The following is a 20,239-nucleotide window of genomic DNA, read 5'->3' on the forward strand; positions in this document are numbered from 1 at the left end:
GCGCACCCGTCCGGAATTCGTCTTGGCGAGGTGGTGACAAAGGTCTGAATTCATAGCAAAAAGGGTATGATTCAGAATGAGCTTGATTGTGACGAGAGAGCAAATCCTACAGCTCGAAAGCATTGTCGGAAAAGAACTTCTCGATGCCGGCGCAGATCATGTGATCATTGTGGATATGTCGGGCAATCTGATCATGCAGCAGGGTTCCATGCATATGGAAGACATATTCTCTCTGGCTGCCTTGTCTGCTGCAAATTTCGCCGCCACGGCCGAGATCGCCAAACTGATCGGCGAAGAAGACTTTTCCTTACTCTTTCACAAGGGGGACAAGCGAAATATCCATTTCAGCAGATTGGGCAGAGAACACATTATTATAACACTGTTTAACGAAAGCGTGTCACTCGGGTTGATTAGGCTCAAGCTGAATCGCGCGATTGAGCAGATGGCCTCAATTTTCAAGGGTTTGGAAGGAAAGAACAAGTGGCCTTTATAGACCTTAACAAGAACGAAATTCAAGCCAAGATCGTCTACTATGGTCCGGGTCGAGGAGGCAAGACCACGAATCTGCTTTTCATTCACGAATCGATGTCCAAGCAGGTTTGCGGCAAGATGGTCACGATCGACACGAAGGGCGACCGTACTCTCTTCTTTGATTTCCTGCCCCTGAGCATCGGCAAGATCCTGAACCTGAGCATCCGCATCCAGTTGTACACGGTTCCGGGTCAGGTCATGTACAACACCACGAGAAAGCTGGTTCTGCGAGGGGTTGACGGAGTTGCCTTCGTGGCGGATTCGTTGCGCGTTCAGAAGCAAAAGAACGTGGAGAGCCTCCTGAACCTTGCCGAAAACCTGACGGACGAAGGTCTCGACATTCACGATATCCCCCTCGTTCTCCAGTACAACAAACGCGACCTCATGGAATCCAACATTCCTCTCCTCTCTGTTGAAGAGATGCAGGAAGACCTGAACAAGGACCTGAAAGTTCCGGCCTTCGAGGCAAGCGCCATGAGGGGGAACGGGGTTTATGAGACTTTGAGGGAAATCAGCAAGCGCACCATAAAGAACGTGATCCAGAAAGTGGGCGGAGATTTAAAGTAGGGAGGCATCCGGCGGTCCGCGCGGATGGAGCAATTGTGTGGAGTTCTTATGCCCGCCCAATCCGGGCCGGGTCGAAATCTTCCGAACCAACCGAGCGGCGGTGTCCGGAGGGCACGCATCAGCGCCAGGCACTCCGCTACCGGCAGATTGAAGGCCTCGGGATTATTATTCCGGGTCGTTTCCAATGGAAATGAGCGAGAACAATCGTCAATGGATCGACGGCAACCGATGATCTTCACGACATCGCGATCCGACGTTGCCGAATGGGAATACAGCATATCTTGCGGCCTTTGTCCGGCGGCCCGGGAGAAGGTTGGGCCGGCTTATGTCAGGAAGGAACACGCCGATGTCCGAAAAACAAAATGATGATGCAGCAGAAAAAAAGAGGAAGATCGATTTTGACGCATTTGAACTGCAGATAGATCAGGAGATCGACAGCCTGTTCATTCCTGCCGGTCAGACTGCGCAGGATGCGGGCTCATCTGCGGCGATCGGGAAGGAAGCGCAACCTGCGCCGCCCCGGCCGGCTCCCGCGACTTCCCCCAAGGTGGCTCCCGAGATCGTTGCCGGGATTGCACCCGAGATGGTACCGAAGCTGACCGTCGAACCCGTTCCCGAGACGGCGCCGAAGCCTGCCGCCACATCGCTTTCCGGGATTGCGCCCGAGAGGTTGTCGAAGCCGGATGTCGAGCCCGTTCCCGAGATCTCGCTTGAAACCGCATTCAAGGCGGTTGGTCCCGCCGTTGCCGAGAAGGTGCCGGAGATTCCGGCCCAAACGGTCCCCAAGGTCGTTCCCGACCTTCCGGAGTCGGCTGAAGGCTTTCACAGGATGACGGAACTGCAACCCGAGGCCGCGGCGCCGGTCGCCGGAGGGGGTGAGCTGGAAGTCGAGATCGACCGGGAAATCGATCTCCTGTTCCAGGCCGAGACCGCTGCGTCACCGAAGTCCGAGCCGACGGCGGCCCAGAGCCGGCCTGTTCCGGATATCCTTGCCACCGGGAAGATCAAGACCGAGGACATCATGGAGGAACCCGTTTTCGAGCCTCTGAAAGCCGAGGCGCCTCCCGCGACTCCTTCTTCTCCCGTCAAACCCGTGGAAATCAAGTCCGGCGACTTTGAATTGCAGCTCGACCAGGAAATCGACAGTCTCTTCGTGCCGTCGAGTCCGATTCCGCCCGCGCCTTCGGCAAAAACCCCGACAGCCGAATTCCAGTTCGAGATCCCCGGGGCGGAAGCGAAGGCCGAGGAACCGCCCGCTCCTCGCGTCGCTGCGGAGCAACCCGCACCCAAGGCGCCGCAAGTGGATCTTCTCGCCGACCTCAATCTCGAAGAGATACTGTCCGCCGAACCGCACAAGCCGGCTTCCGATCTGTTCAGAGCGGCTCCGGAGAAGGCTGAGCCTGCTCCCACAGCGGTGATGCCGGCTCCCGACTGGTTTAAGCCGGTTTCCGACGCGCCTGCCGTCACTCCGGCACCGGTATTGGATGAAGTGCGGGCCGAGAAGGCGGAAACGGCGCCGGCCGCGGAGCTGGAAGCCGAGGAAGGAACGGAGCTCGCCGCCCTGCTGGATGCGTTCAAAATCGCATACCTCAGCCTGGATTGGGAATTCTCCGTCGAGAACATCTCCAGCCTCCAGGCCTCCCTGAGCAGCCTCGAGCCCCATTGCCGCAAGAGCGCAGGGGCGAACTCGATCTACAAAATCCTGAAGGCCGTGCTCGAGCGTCTCAAGACCAAACCCCATGCCATCAATCCCCAATTGATCGAAATGGTCCGCGATTCGCAGGAGCTGCTCAAACCCATTCTGCTCAAGGAAGGCCATCTCGACCGGCAGGAGAAGGAAAAGGTCAAGAACCTCATCGCACGGTTCCAGACCCAGCGCGACAAGACCTCTCTGGACAAGGCGCCGATCACATCGCGGCTTGCGACGGAAGCCGACGCCGGGATGGAAGTCGATCAGGCCGTCCCCCTGGCCACTCTTCCCGAGGATCAAATCGCTTTTGTCGACCGCCGACCGATCAGCGCCTTGAAGGGTTGGCTCGAAGCGTCCCGGGCACTGGTGAGTGAGACGGTTCAGGGACTCGAATTTGAAAACAGGCGGCTTCGGCAGATCGAGCAAATCCTGGGCAAGACCAAGGCACTGGAGCCGCTCGTTGCGCGTCTCGAGGGCATACGGGCGAACGTGGAGAAGCACGTCCTGGCATTCAAGTCGAGGGAGCCCGAATGGGACGAGCGTATCCGGTGGCTTGGGGAGCTTGATGTGACGATCTCGAGCCGCGGCGGGCAAGTGCCGCGTCCGGCCGAAGACGCCGTGGAACTGGAGGAAGTGGTGCTCGAGGCCGAGGAACTCCGGGAACCGGGATATGCGCCGGCGTTTTCCGTCGAGGGAGATGTCAGACCGGACCAGGTATACTACTTCAGTATGGGTGGCAGGAAATTCGCCGTGCTTGCCTCGCAGGTGGTCAAGATCGACAAGGTCTCCGGGGCGAAGGTGAAAAAGTTCGTCAAGCAGGGCTATGCTTCCCTCAACGATTTCAAGCCCATGTTCAAGAACATCAAGGCAGGCCTTTTTGGAACGTGGGGAGGACTGCCGCTCGAGGTTCTCAAGGGCTATCGATTTGTGCCTATCCCCGCAGAGGTTTTTGGCGGCGAGTCATTGCCCGCCCGCTCAGGCGGGGCGATTCTGCTGAGCAGCGGCAAGCGGCACGGGATCGTGTTTTGTGATTCCGCGGTCGTGGATCTTCACAATGATGTCGAGATCGTGATCGGCAAGGCGAGCGATGACCGGATGCTCGGAAGCATCATGGGCGTGGCGGACGCACCCGTTGAAGTGCTGAATCTGGACCGGACCGTAAGATCGCTGGGTTAGCCCGCGGAAGGCCGCTCGCTCCTCTTTCCGGCGGGCTTCGCGAGGGAATGGATGGAACGGTTCCGAAGGGGCCCAACGCGGCCTGGAATTGCAGACCGGATGTCCTTCAGCGGCGGCCGCGCCGCGACGGACATCCGAAGATGCAGCCCCTCTGCAGGACCGAACGACCTGTGGCCGGTGATGGTCAAGCCGGGAGCGGGAGACCGCGGGGGGGCTTTCCCAATCGTTGGCGTTTTCCCGCCCAAAGAGGTTTCCCCATCAAAATCATTGACGGATGTGTTCGGGGTGCGGCAAATATACGGGAGAATCGGGGAATGCCGCCGGCGTCGGCATCGTTTTGAATTTGACGGGAATTCATACCGAGGTGCGTTCAAGATGACACAACACCTGCCCGTCGGGAGGTTGACGCGGCCAGGGATAAACCCCGCCCCTTGCTACGGATCGATGTGCCCGTCAGACAAGGGGAGGGCTTTATGCCCTCCCGCCCAATGCACTCATCTTGAACGCAAAATTGTATCACGGGATCTTCACAAGCATGGCCTACGGTGATTTGTTTCAATCCTACCTGAACCGCCTCGAAGAGGCGCGCCTGTATCTCGAACAGGGACTGGGGGAGGGCGCGGGGGAAATCGTCAAGGGCATCCTGGAGGATCTTGAGCAGAGCGCCCTGTCCGAGGAAGAGAAGAGTGATCTGCGGTCCAGGATCGAGAAGCAGCACGGACACATACCGGAAGAGACCGCCGCGGGAGAGCCGCCCTCCGCGCCGCAGGGCCCCGCTTACGGAATGGCCGAGCCCGATCAAACCTTCGAGTACGGTCTGGCGCTCATGGACGGCCAGTTCTGGGACGAAGCCATCCGTGAATTCAAGACCGCCGCCGCAGTCGGCTTTCGCGTCATGCAGTGTTGGGAGCTGTGCGGGGACTGCGCCGGGAAACTGGGCAAGTGGGATGAGGCCATCCGGTACTACGAGAACATCTACGCTGATCCCGCCGCCGATGAGCAGCTCAAACGGCAGATCCTGCTCAAAATCACCAAGTGCTCCCAGAATCGGAAGAAAAACGATGTCTCCTCGACGATCCAGGCTCGTTCCGAAGCCGTCGCCGCTGCCGCTGCGGGCCCGGCTCCACCCCCGAAGGTCGCCAAACCGGAATCGGAAACGCTTTCTCCTTCGTTGAGTTCCCTGGACCAGCATTCCCTGGACCAGCTCATCGGGCAGCACGCCGCCTCCTGGAACGATTCCCGGAACAGCTTCGTTGCCGGGGAGAAACACACCTATACCATTTCGAATCTGCTCCACGTGGGAGTCACTTCCCTGGTCATGCAGGTGACCGACGATGACACCGGTGAAATGCTGGCCGGGCAGATCCTGAGCGGGCCTTACGGCGCCGGCGTCGACCCCGCCGTGCTTTCTCGCTGGGCTCGGGCTCAAATGATGAGCAATTCGCAGCATATCGTGCGCATCCACGACATCGCCCAGTGCGAGGACCGCATCTTCATCATCAGGGAACACCTTCCGCTCTCCCTGGTCGATATCTTCAACATGGGGGAGGTGCTGCCGATCCCGCTGGCCATCGGATTGTCCTACCAGATCCTCGAGGGGATCGGCGACCTGCACCTGCATATGGGGAAGGATGAGGAGATCCGAAAAATCCACCACCTGGATCTGCGCCCGTCCAAGATACTCCTGCACGACGACCGGTTCCTGGTGAAAATCTGCAACGGCGGGCTGTTGAGCGAGCTCGAGCGGGCCAACCCGAGGGCGGCTTCGCTCAAGCACCTGCCGCTGCCGTTGCTCGCCTACCGTGCCCCGGAGCAGTTCCGTCCCTACCTGTCCCGGAAGAAACCGCCGTTTTTCACCGACATATACCTGTTCGGGGCGTTGCTCTACGAGATGCTGACCGGCATCCAGGCCTTCAGCGGATCGTCGATCGAAGAATTCGAAATCCAGCACTGCGAGCAGTATCCGACACCCCCGAAAGTGTGGAGGCCTGAAATTCCCGAAGTGATGAACGAAATCATCATGAACTGCCTGATCTGTGATCCGATGAAGCGTTGGCGAAGTGCAACCCAGATCTCTCTGACCTTCGAAAAGTCCTTTTCCGAATGGGTGGGACGCGGGGTGGAGCGTCAGTATTATGAGCTGCTCGATCGTCTCCGGTCCAAGATCTAGCCTTCTTCGGCCCCCATGGTCTTCCCGTCCTCGCCTTTTCCCGCGGCATGCCGGATCGCGCTCCCCGGATTGACTTGCGTTAACATCCCGTGTTTATCTATAATGGTCGGCATTGGCACGGGCACCCGATTGTCCGCCGGGAGGCTTGAAGTGTGCGGCGCGCCTTGGCCGGGCGCTGCGGGGGCCGGAATATTCCGGGGGATTGTGGCACGGAAGTCCCCGCGATCGTCTAACGGCGTGCGGCCGGGTCCGACGGTCGAAAGCAGTCGAAGTCACTCCAGAAAGGAGAATTTTCATGTTATTTCTTGCCATTTTCAGCTATTCCCCTGAAGACCGGGACGACGTTATCCAGAGAGGCATGGGAACCGGTACCAAACACCAGGGTGTGGAAGTCAAGGGTGAATGGTTCGACATCTCCGGCCATCGGGTTTTCAGACTGTTCGAGGCCGACGACGAGGTCCACCTGGCGGCGTCCGTCTATGCCTGGACGGACCTCGGAATCGCCGAAATCATTCCCGTCATGGAAACGGAAAAGGCCCTGAAATTCCTCAAACGGGTCGGTACAAAGTAAAAACGGGTTCGGTTTTCGACGCCCGGATGAAACGATGTCTTTGCGGTGCCTCGGGCTCAAAAGGGAAGTCGGTGCGATGCCGACGCGTTTGGCCGGCGCTGTGAGCGGGGATGAAACCCGGCGGCGACCACTGTGCTCTCTCATCTCGTGCGCAGGGGGAGAACGGGAAGGGGCCGGGAAGTAAGTCGATCCGCGAGCCAGAAGACCTGCCGTGAAGACTTGGTGCGGTCGGTGCCGTTTGTTGGGCGGTGGGATTGCCGAAGCCATAAAGCGATCCTTCAAGCCTCGATGCAGAGGTTTGAAGGATCATTTTTTTTCGAGAAAGCAAATGCTTTCAAAGGAGCCAGCAGGATATGGAGAAGCTTGATCGTTTGTTGGAACGCATCGAGCCGGCCTCCAAGGATTGGGAGGCGAAGGCATGGGAAAGACTGCACGCTCAGATTCGGCCGCGCGATTCGCTGGGACGGCTTGAGGTCATCGCGGCGCGACTGGCGGCGATCAAACGGAGCCTCACTCCCGCGGTGGGCAGGAAGATCATCTTCACCATGGCCGGCGACCACGGCGTGGCCGCGGAAGGGGTCAGCGCCTATCCGCAGGAAGTGACCGCGCAGATGGTGGGCAGCTTCGTGCGCGGGTGGGCGTCGATCAACATCCTGGCGGTCCACTGCGGCGCGGCCGTGCGGGTGGTGGATTGCGGCGTCGCATCGGATCTGCCTCCGGACTGGCCTGTTTTGCGCCGTAAACTGGGCAAAGGCACCGCAAACATCGCCGTGGGCCCCGCCATGAGCAGGGAGGTGGCGGTCCGGGGTCTGACGATCGGTGCGGAAATCGTGCAGGACGCGCACCTGAAGGAGGGGTATCTCCTGTTCGGCACGGGGGACATGGGGATTGGTAACACCACGCCGTCGACGGCCATCATCGCGGCTCTTGGCGGCAAGCCCGTGCGGGATCTCACCGGCAGGGGGACCGGCATCGACGACGTCGCGTTCGAGCGGAAGGTCCGAGTGATTGAAAGGGCGCTCGCAGTGAACAGGCCCGACCCGAATGATCCCCTGGGCGTGCTCGCCGGAGTGGGAGGGTTTGAGATCGCCGCCTTGGGCGGCGCCGTTCTGGGTGCGGCGGCACTCCGCGTTCCGATCATCTGCGACGGGTTCATCGCCACCGCCGGGGCGCTTGTCGCATGCAGGCTCGCGCCGAAAGCCGCAGACTACCTTTTTGTGTCGCATCGGAGCCGGGAGGTCGGACACACCGCCATGGTGGACATGCTGGGCATGCGCCCGATACTCGATCTGGACATGAGACTGGGGGAAGGCACGGGGTCCGCGCTGGCAATGAACATCGTGGAAGCGGCGGCGAAAGTGCTCGTTGAGTGCAAGACCTTCGAAGAAGCGGGAGTGACGGACACGGGGCACTGATCCCCAGGCACTCACGCGCATGGTCTAACCAGGGCGAAGTGCTCCCGGACGATGCCCGTCAGCCTCACGCGCTCCCGCGCATGGCCGAATCCCTCCCCGCGGAAGCGCGGGGGAGACCGCGCAGACACGATATCCGTCCTTGCCGGGTGTTCCCTCGTAAGCGCGCGCGGGGGGCCGCCGGGCCGGCCGGCAGGGGCGGCGGCCTGGATGGAATACGGGAGCCGTCATCCTGATGGATTGTAAATCGGGGTGCCTATCGTTTTTGTTTCGCTTCCTTTGGCCGTTCATGAGTATAATGGAACGAAGAATGAAACCCAACCACGAGAGGAGCTTTGATCTATGACGACGGTTATGCCTGAAGGGGAAGCGATTCGCAGGGCGGTGAAGTGGATTTCGGCCTCTTTGGAAGAGCATCCGGACAAGGCTGCCCAGTCGCTTGTCCAGGAGGCGGTGTTGCGGTTCGATCTTTCACCCAAGGAAACCGAGTTCCTGATGGAGTTTTATAAGAAGGCGAAACCGGACGCTTCCTCCGATGCCTGAGTCCGCACACGAAACGCCATCCTTCTGAACCTTTCGAAGACGACCCGAGGCAGGGATACGGATTCCCGGCGCCCGCGCGGGGCCGGGAGTCTTGACGGGCTTTCCGAAATCGGAAGCCGGTGCGGGCTCCTTCGCCCTTCCGCCGATCGTCCTCCACGCTCACCGCAGCTTCTTGAGCAGCCAGGCCATGTTCTCGCCGAGGGTCCTCATCGTCTGGAGCCCCTCTTCATCCCGGTGCACATCGCCCGGGTCCATGCCGATTCCGATATTCCAGTAGCTGGACCCCACAACGATCATCTGACTGATGGTGAAAAAGTAGTTCAGGGAATCGAAAGCGTGAACCGCACCGGCCCGCCTGACCGCGACCACACCGGCTCCCGCCTTGCGCCGGAGCAGATCGCCTCCGGCCCGGACCGCCAGCCCGCATCGCTCGATCAATGCCTTCATGCTTGCGGACACGTCCGCGAAATAGGTCGGCGAACCCAGCAAAATGCCGTCCGCTTCGATCATTTTTGCCAGATATTCATTGAGTTCGTCCGTCTCGACGGCGCAGGTCCCGTCCTTGGTCTTGAAGCACGAATAACAGGCGGTACAGCCCTGAAGGGGTTTTCCCGCCAGCTGGATCAACTCCGTTTCGATGCCTTCCTTATCCAGTTCGGCAAGAACGGTCCTGAGGAGTATGGCGGTGTTTCCATCCTGTCGGGCACTGCCGTTGAATGCGACCACTTTCATGCGTCACCTCGCTGTGTGGGGACAGAAAAAGGAAAAGCCGCCGCCCGGAGCCCCTTCACTCAGGCGCGGCGGCAACGCGGCCGTCGCCTCGGGGCCGTCGTCGCATCTCACCTCTACCGCAAAAGCCGGACTCCATCAAGATTCATTTCCGTTGTTGACGGCAGTCCGCGGACGATCCGGGAAAAAACCCTTCCATTGAGAATGCGGGGTCGTCGGGAGAGCGCCTCGCTGGAAAACGACCGCTTGGGCCGTCCCGGACTCCCGTCGCGGTGCGTGCGATCAGCGGGGCGTCGTTGGCGCTCATCGCCGGAATTCGGAGAAACCCGCGATACGGCGTTCAGTGTGAAAATGCCCCGGCCTGGTAAATTTGCATGCTTCGTTGCGAGCCCCCGGCTCATGGCGGTTTATGATGAATGCGGGGAGTCATGGGGCGGGCCGGAGACCTTTCAACGAATCAAATCAATGGTTAATTTGGGTGAACAGATCGGCTTCAGGGGTGACTCATGAAGGTGCCGGCGGATCCCGGGGGGGAGGCGTTATGAAGCGGATTGCGTTTTTGATCGGCCTGGTGGTGCTGGCTGGTCCCGCATGGGCGGATTTTGAGTCCGGCAAGGCCGCCTATTCCCGCGGCGACTACGAGACGGCCTTCCGGGAATTTGAGATTCTGGCCAAGAAAGGTCATGCCGAAGCCCAGGTCGCGCTTGGGCAGATGCACCTCAAGGGGGAAGCCGTCGGGCAGAGTGACGTTGAAGCCGTGAAGTGGTTTCGGAAAGCTGCCGAACAGGGCAATTCCTTTGCGCAGGGAAAGCTCGGGGCCGCATACGAGGAAGGCAGGGGGGTTCCGAAGGACTATGTCAAGGCTTATATGTGGTTGATCCTCGCGGCGGCGCAGGGCGAAAGGGGAATGGCCGGATTTCGGGACCACATCGCGCAGAAAATGACTCCGGAACAGGTTGCGCGGGCTCAGGAAATGGCGCGAAACTGGAGGCCGAGGGTGGCAAAATGACTCGACCTGAAAACCCGGGAACAACCTCGATGAAGCGAGACATACCTGCGCATGGCGGTTCTATATGTCTGCTATGGACAGGCGGAGACCCCGGAACGGTTTCGATGCAGCGATACATTCCTGCCTGATCGCCGGCCGGAAGAGAAACACTGCTGAAAGACCGGCGATGTGAATTCAACTCGGCTTGCGGATGCTTCGTGCGGAGTTGCCGTCGGGAAGATCGTCCCGGTATGGGAAAATCGTGCCGGCAAGCAGGAAGAGAGCGTCTTCCGAGAAATTTCGCCCTGCAAGGCGGCCGCGAAGAAGTGTTCCGGAAGAAGGGTCGCACATCGGACGTCATTTCGATGGAGCCTGGTCGAAGGGAATCCGGCGCGCCTTTCCGGGCAGCCTCGGTACGCATTGCACAATGATTGTGTTGCGGAATGAGAAACCGCCTGTTCCGAAGGGATGCCGTCCTCGTTGTGTGCCGTCGCAGAGGCGTTGTTTCCGCCCGCGGCGGGAAGCCGGGAAACCTGTGGCGCGGGGCGGGAGCGGACCTAAGAAATGGTGCAACTGAAAGGTTGACAGTTGCCCGTCGGGGGGCTATAAGAGGGCGTTCAAGTGGGGATGTGGCTCAGTTGGGAGAGCGCCGCGTTCGCAACGCGGAGGTCAGGGGTTCGAATCCCCTCATCTCCACCAAGTAAAATCAAAGAGTTAATAATTCCCAATTTGCCCTCCAGCGTCGACGATCCATTCACCGGCGGTGAAATTAGACCGTTGCGTTCGGGACGCAGAGGTCCCCCTCCGAATCCAGTGGCTCCCCTTGCAGATAAAGTGATAGTGAGGCATGGTCTCGTTGCAGAAATTCAATCCGTGCGCCGACCACGCGCATTTGCCCCCTTCATATGGACATCCTTGTCTCTGGCGGGTTTTCGGGGCAGGCAGCAAGACCGAACAACGACAACCGACACGGAGTTGGACCGGATATGGCCGTTCCGCTGGCTGGGCATTTGCAGGCCCGCAAGAAAGCGCGCTTTCATGTCCAGGTGAAAATCGGGAATATTCCCACCGATATTCAGACCCCGGCGCAGGTGCTCGTTGAAGGCACCGTCGTTCGCATCTTTCGGAGTGACGGTAACCTGAGGCCTGGCGACCGGGTCGTTTTCCCGGTGTGGGTCTGCCGGCCGGGGGACGACGTCCCGGTGGGACCGGTCTGCGGGTTTCTGGATCGGCTTGCGTCCGCGACGCATATCGAAGTTTACCTGAACGGGGCCCCGCCGCGGTGCGATGTTGCCCTGGACGAGTGGCTGCCGCTGGAAACCGCTTCCGATGAGCCGCGCCTCACCGTGGAGGAGCTCGAACGACAGATCAGGGAAGCACGCAAGAAGAAACGCAGATGGTGGTGGTTCCGGCCGAACACAACACCGTGACCGCCGGAACGCCGCGTTTCAACAGAACCCTGCCTTTCGGGCATTTCCCCGCCGGGTCTGGCTGTTCGGGCCTGTTGGCGACAGGGTTACAGGCACCCCGGCTGGAGGGATTTGGACCTCGAGGGCGGGCATGGTTTACACACCGGCCGCCGTCAATGGATGGTCGGCAGTCGTTTGCCCGGCGAGGGGTCTTCCCGTCGGTCAGTTTCCGCCTGCATCGTATTTGATGGTCAGGTAATGCTCAAGGCCTGTAGTTGTCAACGTAGTGCCTGTGACATACAGATTCCCGCCACCGCCGACGACCATGGAACTGCCGGAAGCCTGCTCGTATCGTCTCACCCATTTCTGATTTCCGTTCTCGTCGTAGTTGATGGTGGCACAATCATAAGTTTTGCCTGAGGAATCTGAATCCGACCAGCCTGTAACATAGACATTTCCTTTGCCGTCCAAGGCGATGGCCGAGGCGGAGTCACCCCCATTGGCCGGACCGTTGTAGCGTTTCACCCATTTCCGGTTTCCATTCGCGTCGTACTTGACGGTTGCATAATCTTCGCCTGAAGAAGTTCCCTCCGAAACGCCGGTGACATAGACATTCCCTGCGCCGTCCAGGGCGATGGCATGGGCAAAGTCACTGCCATTGGCCGGACCGTTGTAACGCTTCACCCATTTCCGGCTTCCATTGGCGTCGTATTTGACGATTAGATAATCGTACCCTGAGGATGTTCTTTTTATCTGGCCCGCGACATAGACATTCCCGGTGTCGTCCACGGCGATGGACGAAGTCATGCCGCTGGATCGCGTCACCCATTTCCGGTTTCCATCCGAGTCGTATTTGATGGTCACAGTGCCCGTGACGTAGACATTCGCGCTGTCGTCCAGGGCAATGGCGTATGCTCCGCCGTCGAATCGCCTGATCCATATGCAATTCCCGTCGGCATCGTACTTTATGACTGTAGCGTCCAGACACAAGGTGCCGTCGGTTGATCCGCCCGCGACGTAGACGTTCCCGAGACCGTCTACGGCTACGCCCGCGGGAATGTCATGAATGCCCTCCAGGGTGCCGTACCGCGTCACCCATTTCTGATTTCCGTCCGTATCGTACTTGACGGTCGCAAAATCATAATCACCTTCGAACTCCGAAACAACAGCACTGGAACGGCCCGTGACGTATACATTTCCGTCGCCGTCTACCGCGATGCCGGTGGGAGAGTCCGAGTCGCTCGCCGGTCCGTCATATCGGGCCACCCACTCGCGGCTTCCGTTCGCGCTATACTTGATGGTCGCATAATCGGAATCGAGAGATGTGGAGATACCATCGGAATGGCCCGTGACATAGACATTGCCGCCGCCGTCGACGGCAATGGCGGTGGAATAGTCCCGGCCATTGCCAGGTCCGTCGTACTCTTTCACCCACTCTGCCGATACCGCGGCCGCACATCCCAGGGTGCAGAAGAAGGCGGCGAAGGCAAAAAACAGATTCAATCTCCAACGCATCAAAAAGCCTGGACGGATCTTCAGCATGTTCCTCCTCCCGGTTTCATGGGCGCCTCCCATGTCGCGCAGTCTCGATTCAGACTGAACGGCAAGGTGTCAGAGCCCGCGTTCAACAGTCCGTGCCTGCTCCCCAATCCACGGCTCGCCGGGCCTCGTTGCGCTTCGAACGGAACCCCCGGCAGGCCCGAATTCCACGGCTTCTGCCGCGGGGACCGGCGCGGTCCTCCCGGCGGTTGCATCATCGAGGCCGGAACCGGGGTCTTCGGTCTCGGCCTCCAGGAATATTTTGTTAACGGACTATACTCCTTAAAGATTTTCAAAGTCAAGGCACTGTAGTGCATAAGTAATCTCATAAAGCTCATTTATAAGAAAATGAGAGCATTATGAATGACCCATGTTGAGCACAATGCAATAAGTTTTTCCTGATCATAAAAAGTCTCGATTCCCGGATACAATTTCAGAGAACTCCTGAGAAGCTGTCCTCGAAAGGCACTATGAATCGGAATTATTCAGATAAATATTATTGTCGAATAGAAATTATTGAATAAATCTTGAATCGTAGCTGTATGATGGCATATAATGCGATAGTACATTAAAGAGTTTTAATGTATGGTTGGATCCTTCTTCCGGCGCGTGACGGTTGCGATGTTCATCCCGTCTTTTCGCATGTATTCGCAGCTCCCTTTTCCTGGTTGCGCCTCGCTTTCTTGTTCATGGCGTTTTGCATACGAAACGTCTTGAACCCGCAGCAGATCCTACCATTCCGGTGAAGCCAGGGTCTCGGATGGTGTGCCGCGACCGGCGAACCGCCCGGGAGCGGGGGAGGCATGAACATGCTTGCCGAGGCGCCGATCAAGCTATCGGGAGACGGGTTAAAGTTGATGCGGAGGCATGCCACGCGCCGAAAAGCAAAACCCTTCGGGCTAACCTGAAGGGCTTTCGCGATGGTGCGATCATCCCTTGCGATCGCAGTCGAAGAAAGTCTTGCTCTTCCACCCAGGCGCGCGAAATGCCGGAGCGTAATCCCGATGGCCCGGAACATCCTTTGATCCAGGCCATGAAAGGTTACCTGTACGCGCCGCAGCAGATCACCATGTCTCCGGCTTTCTTCAAATAGGTGGTCTTGGCTTCTTCCTTGCCCGTCTGGGGATTCAGGTAGAAGTAGTCCACCCAGCCGCTCCCGGCGCTCTTGGCCTTGTCGATGATTTCCTTTCGGAACAGCTTTCCTTTGCTGTCAGGCTTGTCCATGAGGCTCTGACCGATCAGCTTCGGGTTCTTGGGGTGGGCGAGCATGACGGCGTTGAGGTCGTAGGCGAATACGTAGAGCTCGCCCTGCACGAACTGGCCGTCAGGTTTGTTGATTTCCGCGATGGTCTTCTCCTTCCCGTTTTCGTTCAGAAAGGCGGCGGCCTTTTCCACCATCGCCTTGGCCAAGGCCTTTTCGTCTACGGCCTGCTGTTGCTGGGCATACGCCCAGGAAAGGCCCAGCACAACGATCACAACGGCGATCAATAGCTTCTTGCTCATGACGTCACCTCCTGTCCGGGGTTCTTCAGGCGTTCCGACCCGCGGGCCGACGCGGAAGCAAATACCGTCGCTCCAAGAAAGACCTTGTCGACCGGGGTCGTTTCTCCGGCTGGGGCCGGAGTTCCGACGGTCTCGCGGATTGTGGCGCTCGCCGCATCAGGACCGGTGATCCTCTTTCATGGAGGTACTTTCCCCCGGTGGTGTCGATTTGCCGGAGGCGCGTTCACGACTTACCGTCACAGGGGTATGGGAACACGGCACGACAGCATCGGTGGTTGAGAAACGGTTGTCGAGCTCGCATCAAGCCTGAAGCGCAGGGAAAAGAAGAACAGCGCTGTGAGTGAACCCAAAGGGCAATTCCGCAGAAGACAGGGGCCTCACGAAGAGAATGTGCTTACCCTAAATATAAGTCTGGAGGAATATCTTATCAATCCGGTCTTATTCTCCGAGTCCGCCACGATGGCGGCACAACGGCGGGTCGTCAACGCACGGGTTCTTAGGCTGCCCAGCATGGAAAGCCTCGAACGGGCGATCGCAGGCGGGGAAGGCTGCACCTGAATGGCGGAGATCCGGAACGCGTAACGGGTCTTCGGTACGCATCGCCGGTGGGGAACGGCCCCGATTATGCGAATTTAACTTGCAGAGGAACGGCCCCCTGTGCGATTATTGTTAAAAAAGTCACACAGTAGTGGTTTGACGGTATGCATTCTAGGGCCAGTCGCAGGGGGATGGTATGTCCTTCGAACAGTGGGGTTACGAATTTGACGGCGCGTACAGTGTCGCGGACAGGCTTCAACCCAGGGCGGGTGTGTATGTGGTTTGGTGCAAGATCGAAGACAAGTGGAAAGTGATCGGCGTCGGCCAGTCGGAAAACGTCGGCAAGCAGCTTGTCGACGGCGAACGGACTTTGTGCTGGGCCGATGAGTGCAAGCCGGGAACGATCTACTTTGCCGCCACCTATACCGACGGTGCTCCGGAATCGGAAAGGAAGTGCATCGAACAGTTGATCCGCCGGTTGACGAATAACCTGCGGGAAGGGGCTTAGGTTCCACAGGGCAAATCTTGCCGTCAGGGTGTTCTTTCCGGCGTCGGGAGGGAGATGCCGCGAACGGGAAGGCTCTGAGCCCGACACCCGCAGCCGCCTCGCCCGGAGGCGAGGTCCATCCGCTCCCCGTTGCGGGAACGTCGGAACACCTCCGAATAGACCCGCCACAGTCCGGTGAAACATTGCACCGGCCGCCCGTTTCCCTGATGTCCCTTTCCCTGAATGACAAGACATCCGCGATGTTGTATAATGATTGCGTTCGTGCCGGAGGGAGCCCGATTCGCCCCGAAGATCGAGGTTTGCGCTCCGGCGTCCGAAGGAAACGCGGCGCGGACGATTCGCGCGCCTTGGCCGGGAAGGGGACTGCGCCGTCCGTGCAGGTTCCGGCGACACCCGGCGTGTCGGGACACGCGTCCGCATGTGGAACGATACACAAAATGAGAAACGCAGCTCCATCCGGCCCCGGTTACGAAGAACGCCTCAGGTTCTTCAATTATATCCGTCATCTCGGCCGCACGATCGCGTGGGCGATGATCGTTCTCCTGATCGGTATTGCGTCGGGCACCTTTTTTTTGCGGGAGGGCAGCAGCGCGGAAGCGTGCCTCTTGCCGTTGGCCCTGTGCGTCATCCCCGTCGCCGTGCTGACAGTGGTGAAACCCGGCCGCAGGGACGCCGGCGGTTGAGGCTTCGGTGGTTCGCCCTCGTCAGGTCTCGAAAGGGACGCCTCCCTCCTTGATGACCCGGGGGCGCCAAGGTTTCGAACCGTCATTGGAGCAAACTGGAGGCTGCCATGAGACGGATTTTGGCGGGGATCGCAATTCTGTCCTTGATCTGGTGCGCGGGGGCCGCGGGCTGCTCCAGGGCGAAGGAGCCGGAGAAGAAGGCGACCAGTGTCGAGACTCCCGCCGCCGAATCTCCGAACGTCTTGCGGGAACACACCCAGGCCCCGGTGAGGAAAGCCAGGACGGCTCGCGACGCAGGGGACGGGAGACTCGATGACACCGATGCCGCCGTGAAGAGCCTGACGAAGTGAACCGCCGGGAAGTTGCCGCACGCGCGGTGCATTGCCCCGGGCGGCACGGTGCGTTCAAGACCCTTTCTTCCGGATGTGCTCCCGGTATTCTGCGCGGATTGCTTTTTCGTCGGCGTTCCGGGCGACGAAGAAGCTCCGGAGGTGAAAGAACGAATCCAGGTTCATCCCTTGGAACCGAACCGCGAATCCGTGGGGTTCCCGCCTGACCACCTCTCCCTTGATCCTGACGGACAGCTCCGACGATGCTCCCACGAGCAAAATGGTGATTTCCACCGGGGTGTCCGCCGGTACCTGTGCCGACGATTTGACGAACACTCCGTTCAGGCTGAGGTTCTCGACCTCGCCGGTGACGACTTCGTCCCCCCATCTCACTTCGGCCGTTGTGTGCAGGGTGACTCTGGTGAATTCTCGCTCGTTCATGGCTGCAATCCCCGTGAGGGCTTTCCGGCATGGGAATCCCGTTTGAGACGGTCCCGTTCGGTCGCCTGACCGATGGAAATCCTGCCAGGTTACGGTTCGGCCGTTGCGGGGGGAAGAGCTTCTCTTGCTCGCGCCCGGCCCGGCATCACGACGCGGAAAAGAGCAACGCTTCGTTGGATTGCTCCGCATCCGTTTCCGGTTTGCGGATTCGCTTCCATCCGCACGGGAACGGTTGCGAGCCGGGGATTCACAACGAAGCGCGAAAAGCCTTTGCCTCGATCCCGCGCGGGCGCGAGTCCGGGAAGGCACTCCGGCCTGCCGGTTCTTGCCGGAATGACGGCCGCATTTTCTCACAAACCGGGCGTAAAGAAAACAAAATGGGAAGGCGGCAGGACGGACCGGATCGCTTTGCCGATGTTCCTGCCGCCGTCAGTTTCGCGGGACTCGCGGGCGGGGGAATGCTCGAAATTCGATCAATAGGCTTCGTCGTGCAGGGATTCCCCGTCTTCCAGACGGCTTTTGAAGAGCCGGTAGGCCCAGGTCTGGTAGGCAAGCACCACGGGCACGAAGACGAGAGCCACGACGAGCATGATCCTGAGGGTGAGGGGGCTCGACGACGCATTGTGCACGTTCACGCTGAAGGCCGGATCGAGCGACGACGGGAGCAGGTTCGGATAGAGCCCCGCCACTCCGAACAGGGTCACGCCCACGATGAACACGCTGGATGCAAACCACGCCCTCCAATACCGCCGCTTGACGATGCCGACGCGAATGAACGCGAGGGCGGCGATGGTGATGACCGGAATGAGGACGATGGGGACCGCGAAGAGCATCGGTTCCTTGAGATAGTTGTCATAGAGCCGGGTGGCATACCACGTGGCCACGAGGAAACCGACCGCGGCCACGGCGAGCACGATCCAGAGCTTCTCCGCAAGCCGCGCGGCACGCGCGTGCAATTCGCCGTCGGACTTCAGGGTCAGCCACAGGGAGCCGTGCACCGTGAACATCAGGACGAACAGCACGCCTCCGAAGATGCCGTAAGGGTTGAGGAGGGTGAGAAGACTGCCCTGGAAGACGCCCTCGCCATCGATGGGAATGCCTTTGAAGATGTTGGCGAACGCCACCCCGAGCAGCAGTGCGGCGGCGAAGCTCCCGACCGTCAGGCAGGTGTCCCAGGTTTTTCGCCAGCGCTCGCTCGCCAGGTGCGATCGGTATTCAAGCGCGATGCCGCGGAAGATCAAGGCGAACAGGACGAGCATCAGCGCCGAGTACAGACCGCTGAACATCACGGCGTAGGCAACCGGAAACGCGGCGAAGGTGACCCCGCCCGCCGTGATCAGCCATACTTCATTCCCGTCCCAGAAGGGGCCCATGGCGCGATAGATGGTGCGCCGGTCGTTTTCACCCCTGGCGAGAACCGGCATGAGGGCGCCGAGTCCGAGGTCGAAGCCGTCCAGCATGAAGTAGATCGCCCACAACACACCCCACAACACAAACCAGATCGATTCGAGCATGTCGGATTCCTCCCTTACTGCGCCGTGGCCGGATGGGTTTCGGGCCCCTTGCGGGCGGTGGAGACAATGAGGGTGAAGGCTGCAATTCCCAGCAACGTGTACACCACGATGAACCCGAGGAATGAGGCCCAGACCTGCGACGCGCTCAGTTTGGAAACGGCGTCGGCGGTTTTCATCACCCCGTAAACCACCCAGGGCTGGCGTCCTACCTCGGCGAGCGCCCAGCCGGCCTGGATGGCCAGGTAGGGAAGAGGCACGGCGAACAGCATGAGCTTGAGGTACCGGGGACTTTCCATCAGCCGGTCTCGCCGTATCCAGCCGTAGGCGGTGAGAAAAAGAAACAGGAAGCCCAGAGAGATCATGATCCGGAACGCCGCGAAGGGCAGCGTGACCGGCGGCCGTTCCTCGGGAGGAAAGTCTTTGAGGCCCTTCACCGTGGCCTTGGGATCGTGATAGGCCAGCATGCTCAGAGCGCCCGGAATGGTGCCGAACACTGCGAGATTGGTTTCATTCTTCTCGTCCGGGATGAGGAAAAGGTGTTGGGGCGCTTGCGCGGTGGTGTCCCAGAGCGCCTCCATGGCGGCAAGCTTGGCGGGTTGCACCCTGGCCACCTCCGCCCCGTGCATATGTCCCTGAACCACCTCGACGACGGCGAAAATCAAGCCGAAGGTGACCGCCATGCGAAACGACCTGGTGAAAAACGCGACGTGCTGCTTGCGCAGCAGATGATAAGCGCTGATTCCCATCATGAAAAACGCGGTGAGGATGTAGGCCGCGCCCAGGGTGTGCACGATTTCGTTGAGTGCGAAGGACTGCGTGACGATCGCCGTAAAGTCGGTCAATTCAGCCCTGCCGTTGCGGATCGTGTAACCGACCGGGTGCTGCATCCAGGCATTGGCGATCAGGATCCAGAAGGCCGACACGTTGGAGGCGACGGCAACCAGCCAGATGGTCGCCGCATGAGCCTTAGGCGACAGCCGCTTCCATCCCAGCGCCCACACGGCGATGAAAGTCGATTCCAGGAAGAAAGCCACCGTTGCCTCGATGGCCAGCAGCGAGCCGAAGATATCGCCCACATAGCGTGAATACCGCGACCAGTTGGTGCCGAACTGGAATTCCAGCGTGATGCCCGTGACGACGCCGATGGCGAAATTGATGAGGAAAATCTTTCCCCAGAAACGCGCCATGTTTCTGTATTCCTCGTCGCCGGTGCGAACGTAAATGGTTTCCATGACGGCGATCAGGATGGAAAGCCCCAGCGTAAGAGGGACGAACAGAAAGTGAAAAAAGGTCGCAGCGGCAAATTGCAGCCTCGAAAGCATCAGGACGTCCATCATACTCCTCCCTTGCCGTGATGGTTCATACCTGCATCAAAAGCAAGAAACCCGAAACCGCATGA

General features: G+C 59.5%; 18 protein-coding genes, 1 tRNA gene and 1 riboswitch. Of the genes, 13 read left to right on the forward strand and 6 right to left on the reverse strand.

What is annotated here, in order from left to right; genetic code table 11:
• The first annotated feature begins 76 nt into the window (after window positions 1–76).
• The 7 genes from SFUM_RS01615 (at window position 77) to SFUM_RS01645 (ending at window position 8,660) form a co-directional block, all read left to right on the forward strand.
• The gene (locus SFUM_RS01615) at window positions 77–493 is read left to right on the forward strand and encodes a roadblock/LC7 domain-containing protein (RefSeq protein WP_011697191.1); all 417 of its coding nucleotides are present in this window, start codon (window positions 77–79) and stop codon (window positions 491–493) included.
• Window positions 481–1,098 (forward strand): GTP-binding protein, encoded by a 618-nt coding sequence (locus tag SFUM_RS01620; RefSeq protein WP_011697192.1) that lies wholly within the window; start codon window positions 481–483, stop codon window positions 1,096–1,098. Before SFUM_RS01615 ends, SFUM_RS01620 begins: the two co-directional genes overlap by 13 nt.
• 346 nt (window positions 1,099–1,444) lie before the next feature.
• Entirely contained in the window at window positions 1,445–3,964 is a 2,520-nt protein-coding gene (locus SFUM_RS01625; RefSeq protein WP_011697193.1) for a hypothetical protein, read from the forward strand.
• A 535-nt stretch (window positions 3,965–4,499) separates the two neighbouring features.
• Window positions 4,500–6,134 (forward strand): protein kinase domain-containing protein, encoded by a 1,635-nt coding sequence (locus SFUM_RS01630; RefSeq protein WP_011697194.1) that lies wholly within the window; start codon window positions 4,500–4,502, stop codon window positions 6,132–6,134.
• A 295-nt stretch (window positions 6,135–6,429) separates the two neighbouring features.
• Complete coding sequence (locus SFUM_RS01635; protein ID WP_011697195.1) at window positions 6,430–6,705, forward strand: DUF3303 domain-containing protein; 276 nt, start codon at window positions 6,430–6,432, stop codon at window positions 6,703–6,705.
• Between the two features lie 26 nt (window positions 6,706–6,731).
• A riboswitch (cobalamin riboswitch) is annotated at window positions 6,732–6,933 on the forward strand.
• Between the two features lie 125 nt (window positions 6,934–7,058).
• Window positions 7,059–8,120, forward strand: a complete 1,062-nt coding sequence (cobT, locus tag SFUM_RS01640; protein WP_011697196.1) for a nicotinate-nucleotide--dimethylbenzimidazole phosphoribosyltransferase — start codon at window positions 7,059–7,061, stop codon at window positions 8,118–8,120.
• A 339-nt stretch (window positions 8,121–8,459) separates the two neighbouring features.
• Window positions 8,460–8,660, forward strand: coding sequence for a hypothetical protein (locus tag SFUM_RS01645; protein WP_011697197.1), 201 nt, complete (start codon window positions 8,460–8,462; stop codon window positions 8,658–8,660).
• A gap of 159 nt (window positions 8,661–8,819) precedes the next feature.
• Here SFUM_RS01645 and SFUM_RS01650 read toward each other — a convergent pair whose 3' ends face one another.
• Complete coding sequence (locus SFUM_RS01650; protein ID WP_041439571.1) at window positions 8,820–9,392, reverse strand: flavodoxin family protein; 573 nt, start codon at window positions 9,390–9,392, stop codon at window positions 8,820–8,822.
• A gap of 538 nt (window positions 9,393–9,930) precedes the next feature.
• Here SFUM_RS01650 and SFUM_RS01655 point away from each other — a divergent pair.
• From SFUM_RS01655 to SFUM_RS01670, 3 genes are all read left to right on the forward strand, one after another.
• A complete protein-coding gene (locus SFUM_RS01655; RefSeq protein WP_011697199.1) occupies window positions 9,931–10,398 on the forward strand; it encodes a tetratricopeptide repeat protein in 468 nt (155 codons plus the stop codon).
• 602 nt (window positions 10,399–11,000) lie between these two features.
• Window positions 11,001–11,076 (forward strand) — tRNA-Ala (locus SFUM_RS01665).
• 287 nt (window positions 11,077–11,363) lie between these two features.
• Complete coding sequence (locus SFUM_RS01670; RefSeq protein ID WP_011697201.1) at window positions 11,364–11,807, forward strand: hypothetical protein; 444 nt, start codon at window positions 11,364–11,366, stop codon at window positions 11,805–11,807.
• 201 nt (window positions 11,808–12,008) lie between these two features.
• Here the strand turns inward: SFUM_RS01670 and SFUM_RS01675 are convergent, their stop codons facing one another.
• Complete coding sequence (locus SFUM_RS01675) at window positions 12,009–13,328, reverse strand: SBBP repeat-containing protein (RefSeq protein WP_011697202.1); 1,320 nt, start codon at window positions 13,326–13,328, stop codon at window positions 12,009–12,011.
• A 1,038-nt stretch (window positions 13,329–14,366) separates the two neighbouring features.
• Window positions 14,367–14,828, reverse strand: a complete 462-nt coding sequence (locus SFUM_RS01690; RefSeq protein ID WP_011697205.1) for a cache domain-containing protein — start codon at window positions 14,826–14,828, stop codon at window positions 14,367–14,369.
• 733 nt (window positions 14,829–15,561) lie between these two features.
• Between SFUM_RS01690 and SFUM_RS01695 the strand changes: the two genes are divergently transcribed.
• The 3 genes from SFUM_RS01695 (at window position 15,562) to SFUM_RS01710 (ending at window position 16,906) form a co-directional block, all read left to right on the forward strand.
• Window positions 15,562–15,873: a hypothetical protein gene (locus SFUM_RS01695; protein ID WP_011697206.1), complete on the forward strand. Its 312-nt coding sequence runs from the start codon at window positions 15,562–15,564 to the stop codon at window positions 15,871–15,873.
• Between the two features lie 437 nt (window positions 15,874–16,310).
• Entirely contained in the window at window positions 16,311–16,556 is a 246-nt protein-coding gene (locus SFUM_RS01705; RefSeq protein ID WP_041439575.1) for a hypothetical protein, read from the forward strand.
• A gap of 107 nt (window positions 16,557–16,663) precedes the next feature.
• A complete protein-coding gene (locus SFUM_RS01710; RefSeq protein ID WP_041439577.1) occupies window positions 16,664–16,906 on the forward strand; it encodes a hypothetical protein in 243 nt (80 codons plus the stop codon).
• A 54-nt stretch (window positions 16,907–16,960) separates the two neighbouring features.
• Here the strand turns inward: SFUM_RS01710 and SFUM_RS01715 are convergent, their stop codons facing one another.
• From SFUM_RS01715 to SFUM_RS01730, 3 genes are all read right to left on the reverse strand, one after another.
• On the reverse strand, window positions 16,961–17,326 hold the full coding sequence (locus tag SFUM_RS01715; RefSeq protein WP_011697209.1) for a PilZ domain-containing protein: 366 nt from the start codon (window positions 17,324–17,326) through the stop codon (window positions 16,961–16,963).
• Between the two features lie 473 nt (window positions 17,327–17,799).
• A complete protein-coding gene (cydB, locus tag SFUM_RS01725; RefSeq protein WP_011697211.1) occupies window positions 17,800–18,840 on the reverse strand; it encodes a cytochrome d ubiquinol oxidase subunit II in 1,041 nt (346 codons plus the stop codon).
• A 14-nt stretch (window positions 18,841–18,854) separates the two neighbouring features.
• Entirely contained in the window at window positions 18,855–20,174 is a 1,320-nt protein-coding gene (locus SFUM_RS01730; protein ID WP_041439579.1) for a cytochrome ubiquinol oxidase subunit I, read from the reverse strand.
• Between the last annotated feature and the right edge of the window lie 65 nt (window positions 20,175–20,239).

Origin of the sequence: Syntrophobacter fumaroxidans MPOB (assembly GCF_000014965.1) — a bacterium.
GTDB lineage: Bacteria > Desulfobacterota > Syntrophobacteria > Syntrophobacterales > Syntrophobacteraceae > Syntrophobacter > Syntrophobacter fumaroxidans.